The sequence below is a fragment of the Mesorhizobium sp. M0048 genome (genome assembly GCF_040323405.1).
GTDB lineage: Bacteria > Pseudomonadota > Alphaproteobacteria > Rhizobiales > Rhizobiaceae > Mesorhizobium.
Map to the genome: position 1 here is coordinate 15,293 of NZ_JAMYUV010000042.1, position 25,158 is coordinate 40,450.

Below are 25,158 nucleotides of genomic sequence, written 5' to 3' on the forward strand. Positions count from 1 at the left end.
GATGCGTTCTCTGCTCTTCGTCCCCGGCGACTCGGAAAAAAAGCTGGAGAAGGGCTTTGGCGTGGGCGCCGACATGGTCATCGTCGACCTCGAGGATTCGATTGCCGCGCAGAACAAGGATCTGGCGCGCGACACAGCGGCGCGTTTCATCGCCGGGCACAGGCACCGAACCAGCTCCGTGATCTATGTGCGCGTCAACGATCTTTCGACCGGACTGACCGACGACGATCTGGCGGCGCTCGTGCCGGCAAAACCAGACGGCATCATGCTGCCTAAGTCGAACAGCGGACTGGATGTCCAGCATCTCTCGGCCAAGCTCAGGGTGCACGAAGCTGAAAGCGGCCTGCCGGATGGAGCTATAAAGATCCTGCCGATCATCACAGAAACGGCCGCAGGCGTCTTGGCCGCAGCGACCTACGCCCGTGCAAGCGCGCGGCTTGTCGGCGTCACCTGGGGGGCGGAAGATTTGTCGGCGGCGATCGGCGCGCGCGCGACGCGCGACGCGAATGGCCGCTACACGGATGTGTTCCGCCTCGCCCGCACCATGACCATGCTTACCGCAAGTGCCGCGGAAGTCGCGGCAATCGACACCGTCTTTCCGGACTTTCGCGACATGGCGGGCTTCGAGGCCGAATGCGCCGAGGCCGAGCGCGACGGTTTCACCGGCAAGATGGCGATCCATCCGGCGCAGGTGCCGGTCATCAACGCCGCCTTCACGCCTTCGGCGCAAGCGGTGAAAAGCGCCCTGGCGATCGTCGAGGCATTTAAGGCGGCGGGAAACCCCGGCGTCGTCGGAATCGACGGCAAGATGTACGATCGGCCGCATCTAAAACTGGCCGAGCGGCTCCTGGCGCGGGCCAGGGTAGCTGGGCTTGGCGCTTAGGTCTGTTCCGCGCCGAAATTATCCCAGCCACGGCCCTGAATAATCGGCAGAGAGCTTTGCGGGATCGGGCCGTGGCCGCTCCGGTGCCGGCCCCTGGTAGGAGCCGATATGGACAAAACCGACGACCCGTTCATGCGGCGCCAGGCCAAGGATCGCCCTGCCCTCGGGCACGTCGGAATACCAGTTACTGATCATGTTGGTGCCGTAGCCCAGCGCATTGGCGGCAAGCATCAGGTTCATCGCCGCCATGCCGCCGGACAGGAACATCTCCCATTGCGGGATCTTTGGATTTTCCCTGGGGATCGAGATCACGCCGATAACCAGCGGCGCCCGCGAAAAGCGCGCCAATTCCTGGTTGCGGCGGCCTTCCGGCAGCGGTCCTTCACGCTGCTCGGCAAGTGCCGCCAGCTTCTTGCCGATCTCGATGCGAGACTCGCCGCGATAGAGGATGAAACGCCAGGGCTCCAGCCGGCCGTGGTCCGGCACCCGCGAGGCGGCGGCGATCATCGTCGCGATCTCCGTATCGCCCGGTGCCGGCTCTTTCAAATCTGGGATCGGCGCGGAATTTCGGGTCAGCAGAAAATCGATGATCGGCGACGCCATGGGCGCAAGTCTCCTGGAATTTGAGCTGAAGCGCACCATCGGGACATCGGGCGGCTTGGGCATTGGCGCAGCGCGCCGGACAAAGAGCCCTGTAGCAGAAGCCGACCGGACTCTTAAGCCTTGAAATTGCCACCGCCTTGGGCTTCAACGCAAGGCATGTTTGAGGGGACATTGCGTCTTTTCCTGATATGGCTCGCTGCCGCACTGTTGATGGTGCCGGTTTCGCTCGCCGTCGCCCAGGATGTGGACGGCCTCGGCGAACTGGAACTTCCCGGAATTTCGGGCTATGCGCCTCCGAAAAGCGAGACATCGCTGGTGTTGGGGAGCAGCGGGGCAATCACGCTGTCGGCGCAATTGACAGACAAGGGCGCCGACATCACGCGCGGCATCGTCTGGCGCGTCTTCAAGCCCGAATCGGCCAGCGACGGCAAGTTGCCGATGGTCGCCTCCGCTCATGGCGGTACCGCCGTATTCCAGCTCGAGCCGGGTTCCTATCTGGTCCACGCCTCCTACGGGCGGGCCGGCGCCACCAAGCGCATCACCGTCGGCAAGGAAGCCAAGCGCGAGAGCCTCGTGCTCGATGCCGGCGGCCTCAAGCTCGATGCCGTGCTGTCCGGTGGGGTGCGCATACCGCCGAAGAAGCTGCGCTTCTCGATCTATGAGAGCCACGCCGCGGCCGACGGCGATCGCGCCCTGATCATACCCGATGTCGAGCCGAACAGCGTCGTGCGGCTCAATGCCGGCACCTACCACGTTGTTTCGACCTATGGCGCTGTGAACGCGGTCATCCGCTCCGACATCCGCGTCGAGGCCGGCAAGCTGACTGAAGCGACCGTCGAGCACCGTGCCGCCGAGATGACCATGAAGCTGGTGCGCGAACCGGGCGGCGAGGCGATCGCCGACACCTCCTGGTCGCTGCTGAACGAATCCGGCGATCCGATCAAGGAAACCGTCGGTGCCTTTGCCTCGATGGTGCTGGCCGAGGGCGACTATACCATCATCGCCAAGAACCGCGACCGCATCTACCAGAAGGACTTTACGGTGGTGGCGGGGCACAATCAGGATATCGAGGTTCTGGCCACAGAGGCTTCGGCCATCGATTCCGAGGAAGGCGCCGACTAAGCCGCGCCCCTCTAAGCTGCCTTGCGCATGCGCACACGTCGATCGATTTGCCGGATAGGCGCGCGGCGCAACAGTTATAGGCGGTGGATCGCTCCACCGCCATTCATTGCAGGTCGGCTGGTTCAGGCCGCGCGGCGCTTGCGGTCGGGTGTCACCGCCTCGTCGGCAAGCAGCTTCACGGCAGCTGCGAGACCAAGCGATTCCTGGTCGCGCGAACCGAGACGGCGGATATTGACCGTTTCTTCCTCGGCCTCGCGCTTGCCACAGACGAGGATGACCGGGACCTTGGCCAGCGAATGCTCCCGGACCTTGTAGTTGATCTTCTCGTTGCGCAGGTCGGCTTCGGCAATCAGCCCGGCCGCCTTCAGCTGCGCGACGACCTTTCGCGCGTAATCGTCGGCATCGGAAGTGATCGTCGCCACCACCACCTGCAGCGGTGCGAACCAGAGCGGGAAATGGCCCGAATAATTCTCGATCAAGATGCCTAGAAACCGCTCCATGGAACCGCAGATGGCACGATGCACCATCACCGGCTGCTTCTTTTCCGAATCGGAGCCGATGTAGAAGGCGCCAAAACGCTCCGGCAGGTTGAAGTCGACCTGTGTGGTGCCGCACTGCCATTCGCGGCCGATGGCGTCCTTCAGCACATATTCGAACTTCGGCCCGTAAAACGTGCCCTCACCCGGATTGACGCCCGTCTTGATCCGGTTGCCCGACCGCGCCGCGATCTTGTCGAGCACGTCCTGCAGCACGCCCTCAGCATGATCCCACATCGCGTCGGTGCCGACCCGTTTTTCGGGGCGGGTCGCCAGCTTGACGGTGATTTCGTCGAAGCCGAAATCCGCATAGGTCGAGAGGATCAGATCGTTGATCTTGATGCACTCGTCGGCGAGTTGTTCCTCGGTGCAGAAGATGTGGGCATCGTCCTGGGTAAAGCCGCGCACGCGCATCAGCCCGTGCAGCGCGCCGGACGGCTCATAGCGATGCACATTGCCGAATTCCGCAAGTTTTACCGGCAGATCGCGGTAGGACTTCAGCCCGTGCTTGAAGATTTGGACGTGGCCGGGGCAGTTCATCGGCTTCAGCGCAAACACCCGGTCGTCGTCGGTGTCGTCGCCAGCAACCGTCACCTTGAACATGTTGTCCCGGTACCAGCCCCAGTGGCCTGATGTCTCCCACAGGCTCTTGTCGAGCACCTGCGGCGCGTTGACTTCCTGATAGCCCTGCTCGTCGAGGCGGCGACGCATGTAATTGACCAGGTTCTGGAACATCCTCCAGCCTTTGGCGTGCCAGAACACGACGCCCGGCCCCTCCTCCTGGAAATGGAACAGGTCCATCTCACGGCCGAGTTTCCTGTGGTCGCGCTTCTCGGCCTCCTCCAGCATCGTCTGGTAGGCTTCGAGCTGCGCCTGGTCGGCCCAGGCCGTGCCGTAGATGCGCGTCAGCATCGGGTTGTTCGAATCGCCGCGCCAATAGGCGCCGGCGACCTTCATCAGCTTGAAGGCGCTGCCGATCTGGCCGGTCGAGGCCATATGCGGGCCGCGGCAAAGGTCGAACCAGTCGCCCTGCGCATAGATCTTGAGATCCTGATCCTCGGGAATGGCGTCGATCAGCTCCAGTTTGTAGCGCTCGCCCTTGTCGGCAAAGATCCTTTTCGCCTTTTCCCGCGACCATACCTCTTTGGTGAACGGCTTGTTGCGCGCAATGATCTCGCGCATTTTCTTCTCGATCACCGGGAAATCGTCGGGCGTGAACGGCTCGTTGCGGGCAAAATCGTAGTAGAATCCGTTTTCGATCACCGGCCCGATAGTCACCTGCGTACCCGGCCAAAGTTCCTGCACGGCCTCGGCCAGCACATGGGCTGCATCGTGACGGATGAGCTCCAGCGCGCGCGGGTCCTCGCGAGTGATGATCTCGACCTTGCCCGGCTTGCCGATCGGGTCGGAAAGATCGCGCAGCGTGCCGTCGATCGAATAGGCAACGGCCTTCTTGGCCAGCGACTTCGAGATCGATTCCGCCAGGCCGGCGCCGGTTATCGCCGCGTCGTAGTCGCGGACGGAGCCATCGGGAAATGTCAGGGAAACGGAATTCAGCATGAGATTCTCCTATCCAGTCCCGCAAACGAGCGCGGGTGGTAAAAATGCACGTCGCCCAAAACTGCCTAGCTGTTTTGGGGTTACGACATACATCAAGTAAGAGCCGGATGCGTCCGGCGGCGAGCGGTCTTTTATGGACAGTTTTCGGCGCCGTAAAGCCGGATATGGTCATCTGACGAGATTCGGCAGCTCTTTCAGGAACATCGCCCGCGTCTTGGGTCCCTTGGGCGTGTCGGAACGTTCCGTATCGATTACCAGGCGGGCAAAGACGATCTTGCGAGCATCCTTCTGCGCCCAGCCGACAAACCAGCCAAGCGAGCGCTTGTCGACGTCGCCGAGCCCGGTCGTCCCGGTCTTGCCCTGCACCGTCCAATCGCCTGCTCGAAACGTCGGTATGATCGCACCGGTCATGGCGTGGGCCTTGTTCGAAACCGGAAGTTTTCGCGCCAGCAGCCTGCGCAGGAAATCGACCTGCTCGACGGGCGATATCTCGAGCGAAGAATTCACCCAGGAATGGGTGAGTCCATCATTCTTGCCGGGAGTTCCGGAAACGTCCGTGTTGCCATACTCGAGTTTCGACACGTAGCCGGCAAATTGTTTGCTGCCGAGCCGGCGCGTAATCTCGCGTGAGAACCATATGACCGAATCCCTTTCCCAGATCGTCGGGTCGACGGTCTTGCGGTCCCGTTTCGGCGCATTGAACTCTGCCTTGTACTCCCAGCTTGGCGTGTGCTCGTCGCTCAGGATTCCAGCATCGTAGCCGATCAGCGCCAGCGGAACCTTGAACGTGGAGGCGGGGCTAACGCGCTGATCGCAGGTTCCTTCGCGATACAGCGTCTCGCCGCTTGCGGCGTCGACGATCAGCGTGCATTCGACCTCCCCGAGCGGCGCCGATTGCGCACGGATCGGAAAACCCAACAGCCACGCCAGGACATAGAGAACCACGGCGAAAACGAAGGGAAGACGATCTATCCGGCGCATTTGGCAATCTCTCCTGAAGGGTGTCAGGAGCGGCTTAGCGAGGCGTCTTGTCTCGATTTTGTCTTAAATGCGCTATGTCCGCGCAAGCTGCGGTTAACCCTACCAGATCGTAAAAGCGGTCCGGTTGTGCACCGAAGAGTTGCGGTCAACTGTCCAGGTCGCCAGGTTTTTTCCCGATCCGCCAGTACCGCCATGGCGTGAACCAACGGTAACGATCAGCCAGGATCTCCGGCACACGGTCGATGCCGTGCGTTCCGAACGGTCCGCAGCACAGCACCCGGAAAAACCCCATCCAGCCGCCGGCCCACAGCCCGTGGCGGGCGATCGCTTCGTGCGCGTATTCGGAACAGGTCGGCAAATGCCGGCAGGAATTGCCGACGAAGCCAGACAGCGTCAGCTGGTAGAAGCGGACGAGCGCCGTACCGAAGAGGCGGCCCGGCGTCTTGCGCCACGGGCCGGGCCAGTTGCGTCCTTGTCGAATCGGCCTGGCACCGTGCGCATGCCGATGTTGGCCAACCACCGCAGTCTCCACATCACGTTTTCCAACACGATAGATGTGCGCATCGGGCCAGGAACGCAATGCCGTTCCGGCAACCCCGTCATGGCCTGGCGCGGCGAGCCGGGTAGCGGTCGGGCGTCGGCTTCCGGCATACGGCGACGCTGGTCGGCGGCCTCTCCTCGCACCCATCCCTATGCGGTTTCTCGTCGTATCATTGAAACGTCGCGATCCGCACGACATCGCCTAGAATGTTGAGAAACTGGATCATGGCGGCACTCCTTGAGCACCGATTAGAGCGCCGCTGGCCTTGCTCTTCAAACGAGTATAACGTCCACGTCAGATAACTCTGAGTTATGCGAATGAAGCGCGGACACCTCCCCCTGACGGCACTCAGAAGCCTCGAAGCAGCCGGTCGCCACCTGAGCTTCAGCCGTGCGGCCGAGGAGCTTTATGTCTCGCAGGCAGCGATCAGCCGCCAGATCCGCGAGCTCGAAGCCTTCCTGCGCCAACCTCTGTTCTTCCGCCATCATCGCCGCGTCGAGTTGACCGACACCGGCCAGCGGCTGCTCGACCAGTTGGTCAGAAGTTTCGAGGGCATCGACAGGCTGCTTTCGGAATTGACGGCGGCCCCGACGCAGTCCGTGGTACGTGTCAGCGTCGAGCCATCGCTTGCATCCGTATGGCTGGTGCCGCGGCTCAACCGGTTTCGCGAGTTGCGACCCGACATCGACGTTTCCCTTGAGGTCGACCCGAGGTTGATAGAGTTTCGCAGCGATCAGCCCGAACTTGCCCTACGTTTCAGTGCGCACGCCACCTCATGGCCACGCAGCGAAGCCGAACAGCTTGCCGCGGTCGTCGATTCCCCAGTTCTGTCGCCGGCACTTCTTGCATCCGGTCCAGCTCTGGAAAAGCCGATCGACCTTGGTCGCTATACATTGCTGCACGAAGAAAACCGTCAGGCTTGGGCGCGCTGGTTCGAAGCGGCGGGCGTGACGGCTGATGCCGTGCCTGCGCGCGGCCCGATGCTGGCCGATGCTTCGCTTTCGAAGCAGGCAGCCTTGCTTGGACATGGTGTCGCGCTGGGCGATCTTTTGCAGATCGGCGAAGAACTTGCGTCCGGCGCGCTGATCAAGCCTTTCGACATCGACGTCGCGTCGGGCGCCTATTGGCTAGTGGCCAGAAGGCTGAATTACCTTTCCGAGCCAGCCAGGGCTTTTGCCGACTGGGTCCGGGCGGAATTCGCCGAAAGCCGGCGTTTTCTCGCCAAGGTTTAAGCTGCCTCTTCCGCCCGCTTCTTTTCGATCTGGCCGATCGCGTCGACCACTGCGTCGAAGGTCAGCATGGTCGAGGCGTGGCGCGCCTTATAGTCGCGCACCGGCTCCAGGTATTTCAGGTCGGCGAAGCGGCCTTCGGGCGGCGGGCCATTTTCCGTCAGCATCTTCAGCATCGTCTCGCGCACGCTGCGCAATTCTTCGGCGCTGGCGCCGACGACATGCTGCGCCATGATCGACGACGACGCCTGGCCAAGCGCACAGGCCTTCACGTCATGCGCGAAATCGCTGACGACGCCATCATCCATCTTCAGATCGACGGTCACCGTCGAGCCGCACAGCTTGGAATGTGCTCGTGCGGTTGCGTCGGGCCGGTCGAGCCGGCCGATCCGTGCGATGTTTCCGGCAAAACCCAGAATTTTCGCATTGTAGACATCGTCGATCATATTTTTCCAATCCGTCGCCGCCCAGCGAACAGCGATTGCCGCTCTGGCGTCTTCCTTTCGCTCGGCACGAACATATATAATGGCGGTAGTCGGGTATCGACAAGGCGACCACAAACCTCGTCATGCCCAATTCTGTTCACGCCACTTACGGGCTGGAAACCGGGCGAGTTTCTGACACCCGAAAGGTCGTGGTCCGTTCAAGTCGTTCCTCCTGAGAGAGGAACTACGGGAGACGCCTTTATGGACGCCGTTATCAAGAAACTCATGCCGCAGTCGGCCTATATGGAAAAGCCGGTCACCGACCGGCCAAGCGAGGCCGAAGTCGAAGCCGCGGTGCGCACCTTGCTGCGCTGGACCGGCGACAACCCTGACCGCGAGGGTCTGATCGACACACCGAAGCGCGTCACCAAGGCGTTCCGCGAAATGTTCAACGGTTATGATATGTGCCCAGCCGAGGAACTTGGCCGCACCTTCGAGGAAGTCGCCGGCTATGACGACCTCGTGATCGTCAAGGACATCACGTTCCACTCGCATTGCGAGCACCACATGGTGCCGATCATCGGCAAGGCGCATGTCGGCTATCTGCCGGACGGCAAGGTCGTCGGCCTGTCCAAGATCGCCCGCGTCGTCGACATCTTCGCCCACCGCCTGCAGACCCAGGAAGCGATGACGGCCCAGATTGCCGGCGTCATCCAGGACGTCCTCAATCCGCGCGGCGTCGCCGTCATGCTCGAGGCCGAGCATATGTGCATGGCCATGCGCGGTATCCGCAAACAGGGCTCCACCACGCTGACCTCGACCTTCACCGGCGCCTTCAAGGATACACCCGAAGAGCAGGTCCGCTTCGTCACCATGGTGCGCGGCGGCGGAACTGATCAGACCCGCCCCACCTTCGTTAAATAAGGACCGGCGAATGTCGGCATTGGAATTCCCGAAAGCTCCCTCAGACAAGAAGGCGCTTGAGGAAGGCACGGTCCTTTCCCCGCGCTTCGATGCCGGCGGCCTCGTCACCGCCGTGGTCACCGATGCCGAAGACGGCATGCTGCTAATGGTCGCGCATATGAATGCCGCGGCGCTGGCGCTGACGCTCGAGACCGGCATCGCGCACTACTGGTCGCGTTCGCGCAACGCGCTGTGGAAGAAGGGCGAAACCTCGGGCAATGTCCAGCAGGTCGTCGAGATGCTCACGGATTGTGACCAGGACGCGATATGGTTGCGCGTCAAAGTGCTGGGTTATGAAGCAACTTGTCACACCGGCCGACGTTCATGCTTTTATCGGACGGTGGGGCTGAGCGATGGCAAAGGGACGCTTGCCAGCGACGGCAGCAAGCCGCTGTTCGATGCGGAAAAAACGTATCGAAAGCCCAATACACCATCAATATGAACCATTCGCAGCACTTCAGCCACGTATATTCATGATTTCGATACGGCCCGCCTATAGGATGACCGTGGGACAAGGGAGATTGTGATGCTCGACTGGGCGTCATTGCGCAACAGACCTGACGTTCGGGAGGCCAATGGCCTCTCTTCGGCCGCGGGCGCATCCGAAACCAAATCTCCGGGCAAAACAGGGATTTCGCTGGCATTGGGCGGCGGCTGTGCGCGCGGCTGGGCGCATATCGGCGTGCTGCGCGCGCTTGACGAAGCCGGCATCGAAGTGTCGATGATCGCCGGCACCTCGATCGGCGCGCTGGTCGGCGGCTGCTATGTTGCCGGCAAGCTCGACGAGCTGGAAGAATTCGCGCGCAGCCTGACCAGGCGGCGCATTTTTGGCCTTCTCGACCTCAATCTACGCGGCAGCGGCCTGTTCGGTGGCATGAAGCTCGATGCGCGGCTACGCGAGCACATAGCCGGCATCCGCTTCGAGGACCTGCCAAAACCATTCGTCTGCGTCGCTTCGGAAATCCGCACCGGCCATGAGATCTGGCTGTCGAGCGGCTCGTTGAGCACCGCAATGCGCGCCTCCTACGCGCTGCCCGGCGTGTTCGAGCCGGTCGCCTGCAATGGGCGTGTGCTGGTTGACGGCGCCCTGGTCAATCCGGTGCCGGTCTCGGTTTGCCGTGCCTACGAGCAGCCGCTCGTGGTCGCGGTGAACCTTCACTACGATCTGTTCGGCCGCGCCGCGGTGATCAAGCACAATGCCGGCGAGTTGGTCATCGAGAAAGACGCGCCGCGGGCCGGCCACGCCGATCCCGAACGCCAGTCGCGCGAGACGCGGCTCGGCATTACCGGCGTCATGGTCGAGGCCTTCAACATCATTCAGGATCGCATTTCGCGCGCCAGGCTGGCCGGCGACCCGCCGGACATATCGCTGCAGCCGAAGCTCAGCCATATCGGCCTGACCGAATTCCACCGCGCCGACGAAGCAATCCGTATCGGCTACCAGGCAACGATGGCGCAGATCGGCGACCTGACCCGGCTGCAGACCGTCCTCGCTTAGGCAGAGCGGACGGCGAGCTTCTCAGGCAAGCGCCGCGTCGACGATACGAAATTGCACCGTGCGGTTGCCGTTCCAGTGGTTGCCCGACAGCGAGCCGGCTACATGCACCGGCTTACCCCTGTTCTTGAACAGGAATTCGCCGAGCGCGGTATCGACGGCGCGAAAGGCGATCGCCTGGATGCGGCCGCCGCTTTCCGACTGCAGGTCGGCGCGGATGTGGTTGGTGCCGACCGCCCGCGCATCGGCAAGCCGGTGGCGCGGCAGCGCGAACACCGGCGCGACATGCCCTGCGCCGAACGGCCCTGCCCTCTCAAGTGCATCGAGCAGCGCGAGCGTCGCGCCCTCGGCGGCAAGCGCACCGTCGATCGCCAGGCTCTCCTGCCCTTGCAGGCGGAACACGTCCACCGCCGCGCGCTCTTCGAAGAAAGCCCTGAGTTCGCCGAGCTTCGCCCGCTCGACAGTGATGCCGGCCGCCATTCCGTGGCCGCCGCCCTTGACGATAAGTCCGGCATCGGCAGCCTCGCGCACCAGCCGGCCGAGGTCGAAGCCAGACACTGAACGGCCTGAACCCGTACCGACACCGTTGGCGTTGAAGGCAATGGCAAATGCGGGCCGGCGCGCATGGTCCTTGAGCCGCGAGGCAAGCAGGCCGACAATGCCCGGGTGCCAGTTGCTGCTGGCTGTGACCACGATGGCCGGACCATTGCCGCCGGCAAGCTCGGCGTCGGTCTCTGAGCGCGCCGCGGCCAGCATCTCCTGCTCCATCGACTGCCGCTCCTGGTTGAGCCGATCCAGCGTCTCGGCGATGGTGCGGGCTTCGACCGGGTCGTCGGTTGCAAGCAGGCGGCTGCCAAGTGCTGCGTCGCCGATGCGCCCGCCGGCGTTGATGCGCGGACCGATCAGAAAGGCCAGATGGAACGTGCTGATCGGCTCGCCTATACGCGAGACCCGCGCCAACGCCGCCAGCCCTTCGTTTCTCTGCTGCCGCGCCACCTGCAGCCCCTTGATCACGAAGGCGCGGTTGACGCCGGTGAGCGGCACCACGTCGCAGACTGTGCCCAGCGCCACCAGGTCGAGCAGGGCAAGCAGGTCCGGCGGTGCGGCATCCGGCAAGCGGCCGCGCAGGATCTTCGCGGTCTGCACCAGGCAAAGGAAGACGACGCCGGCGGCACAAAGATGACCTTGGCCGGAAAGGTCGTCCTCGCGATTTGGGTTAACGACCGCAGCCGCCGCCGGCAACGGCCCGCCGACCTGATGGTGATCGAGCACCACGACGTCGGCGCCGGCGGCCTTCGCCGCATCGATGGAAGCAGCACTATTGGTGCCGCAATCGACGGTGACGATCAGCGTCGCGCCGCGCGAGACGAGTTCGCGCATCGCTTCCGGATTGGGGCCGTAACCCTCGAAGATGCGGTCCGGTATGTAGATCTCCGACGGCACCGAGAAATGCGCGAGAAAGCGCTTGAGCAGCGCCGACGAGGCGGCGCCGTCGACATCGTAATCGCCAAAGATCGCTACCTTTTCCCTGGCCGTCACCGCCTGGGCGATACGAGAGGCGGCCTTGTCCATGTCGGTCAGCGATGCCGGGTCGGGCAGCAGGTTGCGGATGGTCGGATCGAGAAACCGCTCGGTCTGCTCGGCGGTGACGCCGCGCCCGGCCAGCACGCGCGCCACGATGTCGGGCACGCCATAACCTTGCGCGATGGCGAGCGCGGCCATGTCCTGGCGCTCGGTCAGCCGGTGTTCCCAGGAAACGCCGGTGGCCGATTGCCTGACATCGAGGAAAAAGCGTCTTTCCCCCGTCACGTGATGCGCCGTCTGCAATTTGTCATTGCGCACAATATGCAACGGCTAACTGAGTCGAAATCAAAACTTTTCCAGATCCTGGTGCCTGGCCTTGATCTCGCGCACGGTCCGCGATGACGAGCGCAGCACGATCGTGTGCGTGGTGATGAAATTGTGGCCGAACTTGACGCCGGCCAGCATATTGCCGTCGGTGACGCCGGTCGCGGCAAACAGCACGTCGCCGCGTGCCATGTCTTGCGTGTGGTAGATCCGTTTGGGGTCGGAGATGCCCATCTTGGCGGCGCGCGCCAGCTTTTCCGGCGTATCGAGGATCAACCTGCCCTGCATCTGGCCACCGGTGCAGCGCAAGGCGGCAGCTGCAAGCACGCCTTCCGGCGCGCCTCCGGTGCCGAGATAAATGTCGATACCGGTCTCGTCCGGATCGGTGGTGTGGATGACCCCGGCGACATCACCGTCGCCGATCAGACGGATCGCGGCGCCGGTCGCCCGCACGGCTTCGATCAACGCGCCATGGCGTGGCCGGTCGAGAATACAGGCGGTGATCTCCGCCACCGGCACGCCCTTGGCCCTGGCGAGGCTGGCGATGTTTTCGGCCGGCGAGGCATCGATGTCGATGATGCCGTCGGCATAGCCCGGGCCGATCGCGATCTTGTCCATATAGACATCCGGCGCGAACAAAAGGCTGCCTTTTTCGGCAATGGCGATAACGGCCAATGCGTTGGGCAGGTTCTTGGCGCAGATCGTCGCGCCTTCGAGCGGATCGAGCGCGATGTCGACAGCCGGGCCTTTGCCGGTACCGACTTCCTCGCCGATATAAAGCATCGGCGCCTCGTCGCGCTCGCCCTCGCCGATCACTACCGTGCCGTTGATGGCAAGACGGTTGAGTTCCTGCCGCATGGCATCGACCGCAACCTGGTCGGCGGCTTTCTCGTCGCCGCGTCCGCGCAATCTGGCGGCCGCGACCGCGGCGCGTTCGGTGACGCGCACCAATTCCATGGTCAGTATCCGGTCGAGGCCGGCGACAATGTTCTGGGCCACATTCATCGATGGACAATCCTCGTTGGCACTTTGTTTTTATGCATGTCGTCGTCCCAAAAACCGCCGCACACGTTTGGGCGACATGCATTAGCCTCCCGCCAGAGACGCGCTCCTTGTGTCAAAGCCCCGTGACAACAGCAAGACCTGCGCTGGACCTTTTTGAAAGCGCAGCAATATCAATCGATTAAACGCAAAATGTGAGACTGCTATCCGGCCCGCTCGATGCGGATGACTTGCGGCTTGTCGGTCAGAAGGCTGTCCCTGGTGATGCCGTCGACGGCCTTACGCACCGCCGCCTCGGTCGTCTCGTGGGTCACCAGGATGACGGTCTTCTGTGCCTCGGTTTCCGGACCGGCGGCATGCTGGACGATCGATTCCAGCGAAATGTCGTTGTCAGCCATGCGCTTGGCTATTGCCGCGAAGACGCCGAGGCGGTCGTGCACGGTCAGCCGGATGAAATAACCCCCGGCATGGCTGCGCATCTGCGCCTTCTTGTAGGGCTTGAGCTCCTTCGCCGGCCGGCCGAAGACCGGACCATGCTGGAACCCAGGCCGGCTCTTAGCGATGTCGGCAATGTCGCCGATCACCGCCGATGCGGTGGCGTTGCCGCCGGCACCGGGGCCGGAGAGCAGCAATTCGCCGAGGATGTCGGTCTCGATGGCCACCGCATTGGTGACGCCGTGCACCTGCGCGATGACCGAGGCCGTCGGCACCATGGTCGGATGCACGCGCTGCTCGATGCCGCTTTCGGTGCGTTGGGCGACGCCAAGCAGCTTGATCCGGTAGCCGAGATCGCCGGCCGCGCGGATGTCGGCCTGGCTGATGTTGGAGATGCCTTCCATGTAGATATCGTTGGCGGCGATCTTCGTGCCGAAGGCAAGGCTGGTCAGGATCGACAGCTTGTGTGCGGTGTCGTGGCCCTCGATGTCGAAGGTCGGGTCGGCTTCGGCATAGCCCAACCGTTGCGCATCCTTCAGGCAGGCATCAAAGGACAGGCCCTCGGCTTCCATGCGCGTCAAAATATAATTGCAGGTACCGTTGAGAATGCCGAAAACGCGGGTCACCGAATTGCCGGCCATCGCCTCGCGCATCGTCTTGATGACCGGAATGCCGCCTGCCACCGCCGCTTCGTAGTTGAGCAGCACACCCCTCTTTTCTGCGATCTCGGCCAGTGAGACGCCGTGCTTGGCAAGCAATGCCTTGTTTGCGGTAACGACATGTCGGCCGGCCTCGAGCGCCGCTTTGACGGACGAGCGCGACGGGCCTTCGTCGCCGCCGATCAACTCGACGAAGACATCTATCTCGGCGATCTGCGCCATCTTGACGGCATCGTCGAACCACTGTGCCGTACCAAGATCGACGCCGCGGTCGCGTTTGGGATCGCGGGCCGAAACCGCCGACACCACGATGTCGCGTCCGCACTGCCGCGTCAGTTCGGCCGCCTTGTCGCGCAGCACACGGGCCACAGACGCACCGACGGTGCCGAGGCCGGCAATTCCAACACGCAACGCTTCAGCCATGTCCGGCGACGCCCCTCAACAATTCGGTCGATGTGTATAAGATCAGCGATGCGCGGCGAGCGGTACGACATTATTCGGCTGCTTGGCGCTGGATGCGAGGAAGCGCTTAATGTTGCGCGCCGCTTGCCGGATCCGATGCTCGTTTTCGACCAGCGCGATGCGCACGTGATCGTCGCCATGCTCGCCGAAGCCGACGCCCGGCGCCACCGCGACGTCGGCGTGCTCGATCAGGAGCTTGGAGAACTCAAGCGAGCCAAGGTGCTTGAACGGCTCCGGGATCGGCGCCCAGGCGAACATCGATGCCGCCGGTGCGGGAATGGTCCAGCCGGCACGGCTGAAGGAGTCGACCATGACATCGCGGCGTTTGCGGTAGACGTCGCGCACTTCGGCGATGTCGGCGCCGTCGCCGTTAAGCGCATGCGCCGCCGCCACCTGGATCGGCGTGAAGGCGCCGTAGTCGAGATAGGATTTCACCCGCGTCAGCGCCGAGATCAGCCGTTCATTGCCGACCGCAAAACCCATGCGCCAGCCCGGCATCGAAAAGGTCTTCGACATCGAGGTGAACTCGACGGCGACGTCTATGGCGCCCGGCACCTGCAGCACCGAAGGCGGCGGATTGCCGTCGAAATAGATTTCCGAATAGGCAAGGTCCGACAGGATGATGATGTCGTTCTTCCTGGCGAAGGCCACCACCTCCTTGTAGAAATCGAGCGAAGCGACCAGTGCCGTCGGGTTGGACGGATAATTGAGGATTAGTGCCAGCGGCTTCGGGATCGAATGGCGGATGCCGCGCTCCAGGGCCGGGATAAAGCCGTCGTCCGGCTCGACCTGCAGCGAGCGGATGACGCCGCCCGACATAATGAAGCCGAAGGCGTGGATCGGATAGGTCGGATTGGGGCACAGGATCACGTCGCCGGGGGCGGTGATCGCCTGCGCCATATTGGCGAAGCCCTCCTTCGAGCCGAGCGTCGCCACCACCTGGCTGTCCGGGTCGAGCTTCACGCCGAAGCGGCGGGCATAGTAGTTGGCCTGTGCACGGCGCAGACCCGGAATGCCGCGCGACGACGAATATCGGTGCGTGCGCGGATCGCGCACCACCTCGCATAATTTGTCGACGATGGCCTTGGGCGTCGGCAGGTCCGGATTGCCCATGCCAAGATCGATGATGTCGGCGCCGCGCGAACGGGCGCTGGCCTTCAGCCGGTTGACCTGTTCGAAGACATAGGGCGGAAGCCGGCGGACCTTGTGAAATTCTTCCATGGCAGTTCCAGACAGTGAGGTTGCGGTCGCGCGTATAAGCTTATTTGCAACTAGGGTCGAGAGCGGGGTCGCATTTGCCTTCGATCTGCTTCAGCGCCTCGGCGCCGTGTTTTTTTGCCAGCTGGTCCAGCGCTGCCTGGTCCGCAACCTTGACGCCGCCGCCCTTGGCGGCCTGGCTCTGCTTCTCGGCCTTCAGTTGGGCGAGCTTGGCGTTCTTTTCCTCGTCGGTGAATTGCTCGGCCGCCACCTGCGGCCGGATGTTCAGGTTCGGATAGGAACCGGTGTCCTTCGCGCCGACAAGGCCGGTGGCGGGCGCCGCACCTTCCATGTTGCTGCTCGTGCAACCGGCCATCGTCAACATGACGAGCGCCATGCGGCAAAAACGACCAGTGCCGGAAAAAACGTTCTTGCCAATATTAATCGTCATATTGTTTTCCTGGCGGCCGGGTTAGAGCACATTGGACCCTGTTCGATATCCCATGGTAATATGTCAACAAAACGCTTCGGGAGGAACCCCGCGAACCATGGCCAAAACACCCGATTCGGGCAAAGCGGAAGATGACCAACCTTCGACCGTCGAGCAATATCTGGTGAAGGACCCGGAACGCTTCGCTCTGAACATGGCCCGCATGATCGAGCAGGCCGGCAAAGCCGCCTCGGCATGGGCCGAGCCGCGGGAAAAGGGCGAGGTACGCGATCACGTCGCCGAGCCGGTCGTCGACATGGTGAAGACGTTCTCCAAGCTCACCGAGTACTGGCTCTCCGACCCGCAGCGCGCGCTGGAGGCGCAAACGCGGCTGTTTTCCGGCTACATGACCGTCTGGGCCAATGCTGTCCAGCGCGTCGGCGCCGGCGCCGAGGACGCGGTCAAGCCCGAGCGCGGCGACAAGCGTTTCCAGGACCCGGAATGGGGCCGCAACGCCTTCTTCGATTTCCTCAAACAGGCGTATCTGGTCACCTCGCGCTGGGCGGCCGAACTGGTCGAGCACGCCGACGGCCTGGACGAGCATACCCGCCACAAGGCCGGCTTTTATGTCAAGCAGGTGTCCAATGCCATCTCGCCGTCGAATTTCATCCTGACCAATCCGGAATTGTTTCGCGAGACTGTCGCCTCGAACGGTGAAAACCTGGTGCGCGGCATGAAGATGCTCGCCGAGGACATCGCCGCGGGCAAGGGTGACCTGAAGCTGCGGCAGGCAGATTATTCGCCCTTCGAGATCGGCAAGAATCTCGCCGCCACGCCGGGTAAGGTGGTCGGCCGCAGCGACGTCGCCGAAATCCTGCAATACGAGCCGACTACCGACACCGTGCTCAAGCGGCCGCTGCTGATCTGCCCGCCATGGATCAACAAATACTACATCCTCGATCTCAACCCGCAAAAATCCTTCATTCGCTGGGCGGTCGAGCAAGGCCACACCGTGTTCGTAATCTCCTGGATCAACCCGGACGAGCGGCACGGCGCCAAGAGTTGGGAGGCCTATATCAGGGAGGGCCTGCAATACGGCCTCGACACGATCGAGAAGGCAACCGGCGAAAGGCAGGTCAACGCCATCGGCTATTGCGTCGGCGGCACGCTTCTGGCGGCGGCCCTGGCGCTGATGGCGCAGGAAGGCGACCACCGCATCAAATCCGCCACCTTCTTCACGACCCAGGTCGATTTCACCTATGCCGGCGATCTAAAAGTGTTCGTCGACGAGGAGCAGGTCGCGGCCGTCGAGAAGGCGATGAACGAGAAAGGCTATCTCGACGGCACCAAGATGGCGACCGCCTTCAACATGCTGCGCTCGGGCGACCTGATCTGGCCCTATGTCGTCAACAACTACATGCGCGGCAAGGATCCCCTGCCCTTCGACCTGCTCTACTGGAATGCCGATTCGACCCGCATGGGCGCTGCCAACCATTCCTTCTATTTGCGCAATTGCTATCTCGAGAACAGGCTCTCGCAAGGCATGATGGAACTGGCGGGCCGCACGGTTTCGCTGAAGGACGTTACCATTCCGGTCTACAACCTCGCCTCTAAGGAGGACCACATCGCGCCGGCGCTATCGGTATTCCTCGGCTCGAAATATTTCGGCGGCGAGGTCGACTACGTCATGGCCGGCTCCGGCCACATCGCCGGGGTCGTCAATCCGCCGGCGGCGCAGAAATATCAATACTGGACCGGCGGCAAGCCGGCCGGCGACTTTGACAAATGGCTCGCCGGGGCCACAGCCCACCCCGGTTCCTGGTGGCCGCACTGGCAACGCTGGATCGAAGCCAAGGACAATACCCGCGTTCCGGCCCGCAAACCGGGCGAGCACATGCAAGTTCTAGGCGAAGCCCCCGGCACCTATGTCAAGGTGCGCGTGTAACCATCTGTAATGTGTGGTGAGTTGACGCGCCGCCAAAAGCGGGCGAAATGGTGCCGTCAACCCTGAGCAGCCTTGATTCATCCTCTAGCCGCCAAATTACTTTGAGGCTTGCAGATTTGACACAGGTCTCGTTTCCGGTTCGGGGAACAAGGGTCATTTCGACGAGACGTTTCGGCGCCGCGCCAATGACGAACCGGTCGGATATCGAGGGGGAATTTTGTTTTGAGATCAGCAGGATCGCGCCTCGCGAAGGGAGAAAGCCGCGCCATTGTGGCGGCGCTTTTCTCGGTGCTCCTGGCGTCCTGCACCTCGGCCGGCGACCCGACCATGTCGGTCGGCATGCCAGGCTACAATACCTCGGCTACCGAAATCAGCACGGCCGCCGGTGCGCCCCAGGCCAGCACGGCCGCATTATCGTCGCAGATGACAACCGCACAAATGACGATGAATGCCGACGGTGACGCCAACCTTCCCGAGCAGGTCGCCTATGTGCCAATAGCCAAGCCAGGGGCCAAGCCCGATGCCGGCTTCCCGATCGCCGTTCCAACGGCAGCCGAGACGATCGCGGGACACACGCCGCAGCCGCTGCAACCAAACGCCCAGACGGCCGAACAGGCCGTGGCACAAAACAGTGCTGATGCATCGAAGCCCGACGCCAAGGCCGCCGCGCCGGCGATGAACAACCCGGTCTATGTAACCGCCGGCGAGATGCCGCAGCCACAGGCCTACGCACCGAAGAAAAACTTCCTAGCCTCGCTGTTCAGCGCCACCCCCGCTTCGGCAGCATCGCCGGCCAACAGCAGATCGGGCGGGCAGCCAACGGCCGTGCAGGCCAAGGCGACGCCTGCGGCGAAACCCACCGTTACCTTGGCCTCGGCCAATCCGGCTGAAAAGCCGGTGCAGTTGGTGTCGACCGGCGATACCAGCCATTTCACGGCCGATGCGCTGCCCGGAGTGCGCCAGACGGCGTTGTTCGAGATCAAGCGCAAATCCGGCCTCGACGATGAGAGCGACGTCGATCTCAACGAAGACGAAGGTTCGGGTGGTGCCTACCAGGTCGCCTCCGCCGCCGGCCTCGCCAGGCTCGCGCCCAACGGCCTCCTGAAACAGAACGAAAGCGTCGATGTCGCCTGCTTGAAGCCGTCGCTGGTTCGCGTGCTGAAGACGATCGAAGGCCATTACGGCCGCAAGATGACGGTCACCTCCGGCTATCGCGACCCGGCCCGCAACCGCCGCGCCAACGGCGCCAAGAATTCGCTGCACATGTACTGCGCCGCCGCCGACATCCAGGTCCCCGGCGTCTCGAAATGGGAACTGGCGAGCTATATCCGCACCATGCCGGGCCGCGGCGGCGTCGGCACCTACTGCCACACCGAATCCGTCCATGTCGATGTCGGCCCCGAGCGCGACTGGAACTGGCGTTGCCGCAGGCGCGGCTAGGGAGAGGTTCTTCGGCCACAGCGAAGTCCCCTCGGCGACGTTGCAGCATGCTGCAAAACCACCTTGGCTGTCGGAAAGACGCGGTTTGGAGCCAAAGGAAAAAAGTTGTCGCAGCCGGCGGCAGACGGGTTGCCGGTTTGCCGCGACGCAACTATAAGCGCTCACATCTGAGCGCGCCCATCGTCTAGCGGTCAGGACACCGCCCTTTCACGGCGGTAACAGGGGTTCGATTCCCCTTGGGCGTACCAGCAATTTCAACTCGGCATATGTCTATCGCCAGCGTGACGCTGGCAAACTTGGCCGGACCCCACCCACTCTGATGGGGGTGTCAGCAAAGGGCGAAGACAAACTGCGGATTGTGCCCAGGGCTCCCTACGCCCGCAGCCCCCTCGCCTCGCCGCCGCGCTTGCGCGGAGGAACCATCATGTCCCTGGCAAGCAGGCCGCTCACCCGGCAAAAGGCCATGAAGGCCCGCCATGCGTCTTCGGTCTCGACGATGTCCACCGTGGCGCCAAAACAGGCATTGAACGCAGCCTGGTAGGTTGGCCCCTTCCGGCGAACCGGCCACGTTTGCAGGAAATCGAGCGCCTGCTCGACACTGTAGATTTCCTCGACCGGCTGGCTGGGCACAGGCGCGATACGCACCGGCACCGCAAATTGCAGTCTGTCCATTCGACCTCTCCCGAACCGACACCCCCGCAGCAACATCGTTCGGCATAAAAAGTTGCCGTGGCGGCTTCATGCTTGGGCCGACTTCTCGCCTAGAAATGTGTCGTCACTGCGGTAGCCAAATGAACCGGTCGGGAGCATGGGCAGCTACAGGCAAGGAGAGTGCCCCAAAGACCTGAATATCGCCGGTCTTCGGTCGTCGCCGGCAGTTCGTCCTTGAACCTTGCGCCTTCCAGTGCCAAATCTGGGGAGATTTCTCTGGCGGGGGCTCATCCAGCCCTCGGATCCCTGCAAGACGGACAAAAATGGTCACCTATCTCGACGCCGCCACGGCACCGCTCAGAAACACCGGCCAGATCCGTCTTTACGACGAGGAAGGCTTTATCGGCATGCGCAAGGCTTGCGATCTCACCGCGCGCTGCCTCGACGAACTGGTATCGATGGTGGCGCCCGGCGTCACCACCGAAGCGATCGATCGCTTCGTCTTCGAGTTCGGCATGGACCATGGCGCGCTTCCGGCGACACTCAACTACCGCGGCTACACGAAATCATCCTGCACCTCGATCAACCACGTCGTCTGTCACGGCATACCCGACAGCAAGCCGTTGAAGGATGGCGATATCGTCAATATCGACGTCACCTATATACTCGACGGCTGGCATGGCGACTCCTCACGCATGTATCCGGTGGGCACGATCAAGCGTGCCGCGGAGCGGCTGCTCGAAGTCACGTATGAGTGCCTGATGCGCGGCATCGCGGCAATCAAGCCGGGCGCCCGCACCGGCGCCATCGGCGCCGCCATCCAGACCTACGCCGAAGCCGAGCGTTGCTCGGTGGTGCGCGATTTCTGCGGCCACGGCGTCGGCCGGCTGTTTCACGACGCGCCGAACATCCTGCATTACGGCAGCGCCAGCGAAGGCGTCGAGATGCGGCCGGGCATGATCTTCACCGTCGAGCCGATGATCAATCTCGGCCGGCCGCATGTGAAAGTGCTGTCGGACGGCTGGACCGCGGTGACGCGTGACCGTTCGCTTTCGGCGCAGTACGAACACACGATCGGCGTCACCGAAACCGGCTGCGAGATCTTCACGCTGTCGCCAAAAAACCTCGACCGCCCCGGCCTGCGGGCCTAGTGTCTGGCAGATCGGGCGTTACCTTGCCCGGCAAATGCTGGGTGGGCAGCCATGAACGGTGACGACGACGAGCGGGCCTTCTTTCCCGAAAGGCCGGTGCGGTCGCCTGCGAAGGCGGTGGCCGCCGACAAGCCGCATTATCTCGGCCATCGCGACCGCTTGCGCGAGCGCTTCGCCGCCAGTCCTAACACCCTCCCCGACTACGAACTGCTCGAGCTTCTATTGTTCCGGCTGATCCCGCGCGCCGACACCAAGCCGGTCGCCAAGGCCTTGCTGGCACGCTTCGGTACATTGGCCGAGGTCCTCGGCGCGCCCGTCGAGCGCCTGCAGGAAGTGAAGGGCATCGGCCCGATGGTGGCGCTCGACCTCAAGGTGGTTGCGGCAACGGCGCAACGCATGGCGCGCGGCGAGATCGCCGGCCGCGAGCTGTTGTCGACCTGGACGCAGGTTCTCGAATACTGTCGGTCGGTGATGGCCTTCGAGGAGCGCGAGCAGTTCCGCATCCTGTTCCTCGACAAGAAAAACGCGCTGATCGCCGACGAAGTGCAGCAGGTCGGCACCGTCGACCACACACCGGTCTATCCGCGCGAGGTGGTCAGGCGCGCCCTGGAGCTCTCTGCCACGGCGATCATTCTGGCGCATAATCATCCGTCGGGAGACCCGACGCCGTCGCGCGCCGACATCGAGATGACCAAGCTGATCATAGAGACGGCCAAACCGCTTGGCATTGCCGTTCACGACCACATCATCATCGGCAGGAAAGGCCACTCCAGCATGAAGGGCCTGCTGCTGATCTGAGGTTTGGCGTTGTTTTCAGCTTTGTCCGCTGTGCGCCTATGTACCGCAACCTCAAGGCGATCGGCTCGATAAATTCTGGCGCCGAGGCTCAGCTGGCCGTGCGCAGGCGCCGCGATCGGACAAATGTCTTAAGTCCCTCGGAGTCTAACGGGTGGCCGAAGGCATAACCCTGCAATATGTCGCAGCCCAGGCCCTTGAGTAGCCGTGCGTGCTGCATCGTCTCGACGCCTTCCGCCACGACCTCGATACCCAGCGATTTGCCGATTTCGATGATCGACGAGACAACCTGCCTTCTCTGCGGCGATTTGACGATTGGGGTGACCAGCTGCCGATCTATCTTCAGCCGGCGCGGCTGCAACTTCAGCAAACTGACCATCGAAGCGTAGCCGGTACCAAAATCGTCTATTTCGATGTCAATCCCCAGTTCTTTTATTTGCTCGATGTTCCACGTGACAAGATCGTCGTTCTCGTCCAGGAAAATCGACTCAACAAGCTCGAACGAAACTGTTCCTCTCTTGATATCTTGTTCTCGCAGGCTCTTGATAAGCTCCTCGTCTTGAAGGCGCCTCGCCGAGACATTGACCGACACCCGTGGAATGTTAAGTTTTGCAGCGGACCACTCTTCGAAATCCGAAAGCGATTGCTTCAATATGGCTTGGTCGATGATCGAGACGACGTTCAGTTCTTCCGCAATCCTCAGGAAGATGTCGGGCGCCAAAATACCCTTTACTGGATGTTGCCACCTCGCCAGCGCCTCAACCCCAACGATTTCGAGCGTCTTTGCGTCAAATTGGGGCTGGTAGAACGGGATGAACTCGTTGCGCTCGAGGCCGCCGAGAATTTCGTCGGCAATCCGTTTTGTATCGACGATTTCGCTTTGCATCGCGTCAGTGAAGAATTCGTATCGATTGCGCCCTCGGCTCTTTGCTCGGTAAAGCGCGATATCTGCGTTCACCAGCAGGTGTTTGGCTTCGACATCTTTTCCGTTGTCGACAGCTATACCCACGCTGACGCCAAAACGGCACCGGTGGCCCTGATAATAGACGGGCTCGCGCATCTGGCTGATGACCCGATCGGCAAGCAGCGCCAGTTGCTTGGTATCGTCGCGTACCACGCACAGAACGATGAATTCGTCTCCTCCAATGCGGGCGACGAATCCTTCGTCGCCGACCTTCGATCTGAGGACTGTCGACGCGTGAACCAGCATCGCGTCACCGGCGGCGTGGCCCAGCGTATCGTTGATGTGCTTGAACCGATCCAGATCGATGTGAAGCAGTGCCGCACGCCCGCCTGAGCGCCTGGCGTTTGCCGCGTAGTCTTCCAGTACCTGGTCGAGGTAACGCCGGTTGGGCAAGCCGGTCAGCGAGTCATGAAGCGCAATGTGCTCTATGCGCGCCTTGGCCGACTCGAGTTCTGCATTTTTCGACTCCGACAGCTGTTTTGCGCGAACCAGATCCTTGTTCAGCAGGACGTCGGCAGTCACGTCCCATTCCGCGCCGATCATTTTTGGGGTGTCGTTTGTGGCCCGGTAAAGGATCGCCTTGGACCGGACATGACGGACCTCGCCATTCGGGCGCACAATCCGGTACTCCGACAAATATGGTCGTCCGCTGGCCACCGCCGTATCGAAATCTGCGTTGGCGCCAGCCAGATCATCTGGATGGATCGCTCCCGCCCAGTCTGTGTAGCCCCGGTGCTCCCCCGCTGGTTTGCCATATATTTCATTGACGCGTTCATCCCATGTAAGCTCGTTGGTCGCGAGATCGTGTTCCCAAACCCCGATAGCCGAAGCTTCCAGAGCGAGTTCGAGGCGTCGTGACAATCGGCGCAATTCCGCATAATTGCGCTGTCTTTCGCCTATCAGACGACCAGTGACCAGGAAAGGGAACACAACCAAGGCCCCGGCCGTCGCCATGATCGCGCGCAACAACCATGCGTTACTTGGCGTCGAAGGCCAGCCGTTCTCGGGAATGGCAGCGAGCTGCCACGAGCCGGAAGGAAGCAAAACGTCAGCCGTCACCGGATCGCTTTTGCTGATCTCCTCATTGCCGTAGAATTGACCACCTCGGTGACCGAGGGCGTCCCTGCCGATCAGCGCTACGTCGATCCCGAGATCGTCGTCAAGCATGCCGCTCGCTTTGTAAAGGCGCTGCACGTCGACAACGGCTGAAATAATGCCCCAGAACCTTTCCGTGTTGCCCGCGCTGGGCACGAAAACCGGAAAGCGGCCGATGAAGCCTTGTCCCCCCTGCTTCAGCTCGACGGGACCGGCAAGCACCAGCTTGCGTTCATCTCGCGCCCTCAGCGCAGCCGCACGCTGCCGCTCGTTCTTGCGGTAGTCCAGGCCCATCGCCTGCTCATTACCCTCCATCGGGTACATCAGGGAAACGACCAGATCGGGCGCGCCGGCAATATTGTTCAATTGCGAGTCGGCGCCAAATAGATTGCTCGCCAGCGAGGCGAAGCGTTGCTGTCCCATATAAGGCTCGGTCACGACGGCGGCGACCAATCCACGCACGAGTTGAAGGTTTCCGTTGATATTGCCTTCGAGCTTGGCGCGGATGAGATTGACCTTGGTCAACACGTCCGCACGGACGGCCTGGTCCGAGACGACTTTGTTCTGGTGCTCCGCGAACGCGGCGCTGATAAGTATGACGACAAGCGCGATCGCCGCCGGAATATTTGCCGACGAAAAGACGACCTCCTTGATGCCGCCGAACTTAGCGCGGAAAAAAGCCAATAGGCGATTCCTCAAGTGCCATTTCAGGTTCCCGGGTCGACCCGATGAGGAAACATTAGCTT

22 protein-coding genes and 1 tRNA gene are annotated in these 25,158 nt (G+C 62.3%); 11 read left to right on the top strand and 12 right to left on the bottom strand.

The window, feature by feature from the left end:
* Nucleotide 1: 1 nt before the first annotated feature.
* Nucleotides 2–883 (top strand): HpcH/HpaI aldolase/citrate lyase family protein, encoded by an 882-nt coding sequence (locus tag NKJ84_RS25555; protein ID WP_352508747.1) that lies wholly within the window; start codon nucleotides 2–4, stop codon nucleotides 881–883.
* An 18-nt stretch (nucleotides 884–901) separates the two neighbouring features.
* Here the strand turns inward: NKJ84_RS25555 and NKJ84_RS25560 are convergent, their stop codons facing one another.
* Nucleotides 902–1,486, bottom strand: a complete 585-nt coding sequence (locus tag NKJ84_RS25560) for a nitroreductase family protein (RefSeq protein ID WP_352508748.1) — start codon at nucleotides 1,484–1,486, stop codon at nucleotides 902–904.
* A 156-nt stretch (nucleotides 1,487–1,642) separates the two neighbouring features.
* On the opposite strand from NKJ84_RS25560, the gene NKJ84_RS25565 reads away from it, so the two are divergent.
* A complete protein-coding gene (locus NKJ84_RS25565) occupies nucleotides 1,643–2,608 on the top strand; it encodes an RgsD C-terminal domain-containing protein (RefSeq protein ID WP_352508766.1) in 966 nt (321 codons plus the stop codon).
* Nucleotides 2,609–2,730: 122 nt separating this feature from the next.
* Here the strand turns inward: NKJ84_RS25565 and thrS are convergent, their stop codons facing one another.
* The 3 genes from thrS to yidD all read right to left on the bottom strand — a co-directional run bounded on the left by thrS (nucleotide 2,731) and on the right by yidD (nucleotide 6,205).
* Nucleotides 2,731–4,704: a threonine--tRNA ligase gene (gene thrS, locus NKJ84_RS25570; protein WP_352508749.1), complete on the bottom strand. Its 1,974-nt coding sequence runs from the start codon at nucleotides 4,702–4,704 to the stop codon at nucleotides 2,731–2,733.
* Nucleotides 4,705–4,872: 168 nt separating this feature from the next.
* Nucleotides 4,873–5,685, bottom strand: coding sequence for a class D beta-lactamase (gene blaOXA / locus NKJ84_RS25575; protein ID WP_352508750.1), 813 nt, complete (start codon nucleotides 5,683–5,685; stop codon nucleotides 4,873–4,875).
* Between the two features lie 145 nt (nucleotides 5,686–5,830).
* Nucleotides 5,831–6,205, bottom strand: coding sequence for a membrane protein insertion efficiency factor YidD (gene yidD / locus NKJ84_RS25580; protein ID WP_352508767.1), 375 nt, complete (start codon nucleotides 6,203–6,205; stop codon nucleotides 5,831–5,833).
* 338 nt (nucleotides 6,206–6,543) lie between these two features.
* Between yidD and NKJ84_RS25585 the strand changes: the two genes are divergently transcribed.
* On the top strand, nucleotides 6,544–7,458 hold the full coding sequence (locus tag NKJ84_RS25585; RefSeq protein ID WP_352508751.1) for a LysR substrate-binding domain-containing protein: 915 nt from the start codon (nucleotides 6,544–6,546) through the stop codon (nucleotides 7,456–7,458).
* Here the strand turns inward: NKJ84_RS25585 and NKJ84_RS25590 are convergent.
* A complete protein-coding gene (locus NKJ84_RS25590) occupies nucleotides 7,455–7,901 on the bottom strand; it encodes an iron-sulfur cluster assembly scaffold protein (RefSeq protein WP_352508752.1) in 447 nt (148 codons plus the stop codon). The genes NKJ84_RS25585 and NKJ84_RS25590 overlap by 4 nt on opposite strands.
* A 240-nt stretch (nucleotides 7,902–8,141) precedes the next feature.
* Here NKJ84_RS25590 and folE point away from each other — a divergent pair, with 240 nt between their 5' ends.
* The 3 genes from folE (at nucleotide 8,142) to NKJ84_RS25605 (ending at nucleotide 10,341) form a co-directional block, all read left to right on the top strand.
* Entirely contained in the window at nucleotides 8,142–8,804 is a 663-nt protein-coding gene (folE, locus tag NKJ84_RS25595; protein ID WP_352508753.1) for a GTP cyclohydrolase I FolE, read from the top strand.
* A gap of 10 nt (nucleotides 8,805–8,814) precedes the next feature.
* Nucleotides 8,815–9,285 (top strand): phosphoribosyl-AMP cyclohydrolase, encoded by a 471-nt coding sequence (gene hisI / locus NKJ84_RS25600; protein WP_352508754.1) that lies wholly within the window; start codon nucleotides 8,815–8,817, stop codon nucleotides 9,283–9,285.
* Nucleotides 9,286–9,369: 84 nt separating this feature from the next.
* A complete protein-coding gene (locus NKJ84_RS25605; protein WP_023678882.1) occupies nucleotides 9,370–10,341 on the top strand; it encodes a patatin family protein in 972 nt (323 codons plus the stop codon).
* A 21-nt stretch (nucleotides 10,342–10,362) separates the two neighbouring features.
* Here NKJ84_RS25605 and recJ read toward each other — a convergent pair whose 3' ends face one another.
* From recJ to NKJ84_RS25630, 5 genes are all read right to left on the bottom strand, one after another.
* A complete protein-coding gene (gene recJ, locus NKJ84_RS25610) occupies nucleotides 10,363–12,147 on the bottom strand; it encodes a single-stranded-DNA-specific exonuclease RecJ (protein WP_352508755.1) in 1,785 nt (594 codons plus the stop codon).
* Between the two features lie 60 nt (nucleotides 12,148–12,207).
* Nucleotides 12,208–13,191 (bottom strand): class II fructose-bisphosphatase, encoded by a 984-nt coding sequence (glpX, locus tag NKJ84_RS25615; RefSeq protein ID WP_352508756.1) that lies wholly within the window; start codon nucleotides 13,189–13,191, stop codon nucleotides 12,208–12,210.
* Nucleotides 13,192–13,391: 200 nt separating this feature from the next.
* Nucleotides 13,392–14,705: a homoserine dehydrogenase gene (locus NKJ84_RS25620; protein WP_352508757.1), complete on the bottom strand. Its 1,314-nt coding sequence runs from the start codon at nucleotides 14,703–14,705 to the stop codon at nucleotides 13,392–13,394.
* Nucleotides 14,706–14,747: 42 nt separating this feature from the next.
* Nucleotides 14,748–15,965 (bottom strand): LL-diaminopimelate aminotransferase, encoded by a 1,218-nt coding sequence (locus NKJ84_RS25625; protein ID WP_254818358.1) that lies wholly within the window; start codon nucleotides 15,963–15,965, stop codon nucleotides 14,748–14,750.
* Nucleotides 15,966–16,005: 40 nt separating this feature from the next.
* The gene (locus NKJ84_RS25630; protein WP_254818357.1) at nucleotides 16,006–16,392 is read right to left on the bottom strand and encodes a hypothetical protein; all 387 of its coding nucleotides are present in this window, start codon (nucleotides 16,390–16,392) and stop codon (nucleotides 16,006–16,008) included.
* A 97-nt stretch (nucleotides 16,393–16,489) separates the two neighbouring features.
* Between NKJ84_RS25630 and phaC the strand changes: the two genes are divergently transcribed.
* From phaC to NKJ84_RS25645, 3 genes are all read left to right on the top strand, one after another.
* Nucleotides 16,490–18,316, top strand: a complete 1,827-nt coding sequence (gene phaC, locus NKJ84_RS25635) for a class I poly(R)-hydroxyalkanoic acid synthase (protein WP_352508758.1) — start codon at nucleotides 16,490–16,492, stop codon at nucleotides 18,314–18,316.
* Between the two features lie 327 nt (nucleotides 18,317–18,643).
* The gene (locus tag NKJ84_RS25640) at nucleotides 18,644–19,756 is read left to right on the top strand and encodes a YcbK family protein (RefSeq protein ID WP_352508768.1); all 1,113 of its coding nucleotides are present in this window, start codon (nucleotides 18,644–18,646) and stop codon (nucleotides 19,754–19,756) included.
* Nucleotides 19,757–19,929: 173 nt separating this feature from the next.
* A tRNA-Glu gene (locus tag NKJ84_RS25645) sits at nucleotides 19,930–20,004 on the top strand.
* Nucleotides 20,005–20,128: 124 nt separating this feature from the next.
* On the opposite strand, the gene NKJ84_RS25650 is transcribed toward NKJ84_RS25645, so the two are convergent.
* Nucleotides 20,129–20,428: a DUF982 domain-containing protein gene (locus NKJ84_RS25650; RefSeq protein ID WP_254818355.1), complete on the bottom strand. Its 300-nt coding sequence runs from the start codon at nucleotides 20,426–20,428 to the stop codon at nucleotides 20,129–20,131.
* A gap of 302 nt (nucleotides 20,429–20,730) precedes the next feature.
* Between NKJ84_RS25650 and map the strand changes: the two genes are divergently transcribed.
* Together map and radC are read left to right on the top strand one after the other, a co-directional pair.
* Nucleotides 20,731–21,558 (top strand): type I methionyl aminopeptidase, encoded by an 828-nt coding sequence (gene map, locus NKJ84_RS25655; RefSeq protein ID WP_254818354.1) that lies wholly within the window; start codon nucleotides 20,731–20,733, stop codon nucleotides 21,556–21,558.
* A 51-nt stretch (nucleotides 21,559–21,609) separates the two neighbouring features.
* A complete protein-coding gene (gene radC / locus NKJ84_RS25660) occupies nucleotides 21,610–22,356 on the top strand; it encodes a RadC family protein (protein ID WP_254818353.1) in 747 nt (248 codons plus the stop codon).
* A gap of 88 nt (nucleotides 22,357–22,444) precedes the next feature.
* On the opposite strand, the gene NKJ84_RS25665 is transcribed toward radC, so the two are convergent.
* Nucleotides 22,445–25,024 (bottom strand): bifunctional diguanylate cyclase/phosphodiesterase, encoded by a 2,580-nt coding sequence (locus NKJ84_RS25665; protein WP_352508769.1) that lies wholly within the window; start codon nucleotides 25,022–25,024, stop codon nucleotides 22,445–22,447.
* Nucleotides 25,025–25,158: the final 134 nt, after the last annotated feature.

Excerpts from the sequence above, each read along its gene's own strand:
- NKJ84_RS25555 (WP_352508747.1), top strand. The coding sequence starts at position 2 with ATGCGTTCTCTGCTCTTCGTCCCCGGCGACTCGGAAAAAAAGCTGGAG.
- NKJ84_RS25560 (WP_352508748.1), bottom strand. The coding sequence starts at position 1,486 with ATGGCGTCGCCGATCATCGATTTTCTGCTGACCCGAAATTCCGCGCCG.
- NKJ84_RS25565 (WP_352508766.1), top strand. The coding sequence starts at position 1,643 with ATGTTTGAGGGGACATTGCGTCTTTTCCTGATATGGCTCGCTGCCGCA.
- thrS (WP_352508749.1), bottom strand. The coding sequence starts at position 4,704 with ATGCTGAATTCCGTTTCCCTGACATTTCCCGATGGCTCCGTCCGCGAC.
- blaOXA (WP_352508750.1), bottom strand. The coding sequence starts at position 5,685 with ATGCGCCGGATAGATCGTCTTCCCTTCGTTTTCGCCGTGGTTCTCTAT.
- NKJ84_RS25585 (WP_352508751.1), top strand. The coding sequence starts at position 6,544 with ATGAAGCGCGGACACCTCCCCCTGACGGCACTCAGAAGCCTCGAAGCA.
- NKJ84_RS25590 (WP_352508752.1), bottom strand. The coding sequence starts at position 7,901 with ATGATCGACGATGTCTACAATGCGAAAATTCTGGGTTTTGCCGGAAAC.
- folE (WP_352508753.1), top strand. The coding sequence starts at position 8,142 with ATGGACGCCGTTATCAAGAAACTCATGCCGCAGTCGGCCTATATGGAA.
- hisI (WP_352508754.1), top strand. The coding sequence starts at position 8,815 with ATGTCGGCATTGGAATTCCCGAAAGCTCCCTCAGACAAGAAGGCGCTT.
- NKJ84_RS25605 (WP_023678882.1), top strand. The coding sequence starts at position 9,370 with ATGCTCGACTGGGCGTCATTGCGCAACAGACCTGACGTTCGGGAGGCC.
- glpX (WP_352508756.1), bottom strand. The coding sequence starts at position 13,191 with ATGAATGTGGCCCAGAACATTGTCGCCGGCCTCGACCGGATACTGACC.
- NKJ84_RS25620 (WP_352508757.1), bottom strand. The coding sequence starts at position 14,705 with ATGGCTGAAGCGTTGCGTGTTGGAATTGCCGGCCTCGGCACCGTCGGT.
- NKJ84_RS25625 (WP_254818358.1), bottom strand. The coding sequence starts at position 15,965 with ATGGAAGAATTTCACAAGGTCCGCCGGCTTCCGCCCTATGTCTTCGAA.
- NKJ84_RS25630 (WP_254818357.1), bottom strand. The coding sequence starts at position 16,392 with ATGACGATTAATATTGGCAAGAACGTTTTTTCCGGCACTGGTCGTTTT.
- phaC (WP_352508758.1), top strand. The coding sequence starts at position 16,490 with ATGGCCAAAACACCCGATTCGGGCAAAGCGGAAGATGACCAACCTTCG.
- NKJ84_RS25640 (WP_352508768.1), top strand. The coding sequence starts at position 18,644 with ATGTCGGTCGGCATGCCAGGCTACAATACCTCGGCTACCGAAATCAGC.
- NKJ84_RS25650 (WP_254818355.1), bottom strand. The coding sequence starts at position 20,428 with ATGGACAGACTGCAATTTGCGGTGCCGGTGCGTATCGCGCCTGTGCCC.
- map (WP_254818354.1), top strand. The coding sequence starts at position 20,731 with ATGGTCACCTATCTCGACGCCGCCACGGCACCGCTCAGAAACACCGGC.
- radC (WP_254818353.1), top strand. The coding sequence starts at position 21,610 with ATGAACGGTGACGACGACGAGCGGGCCTTCTTTCCCGAAAGGCCGGTG.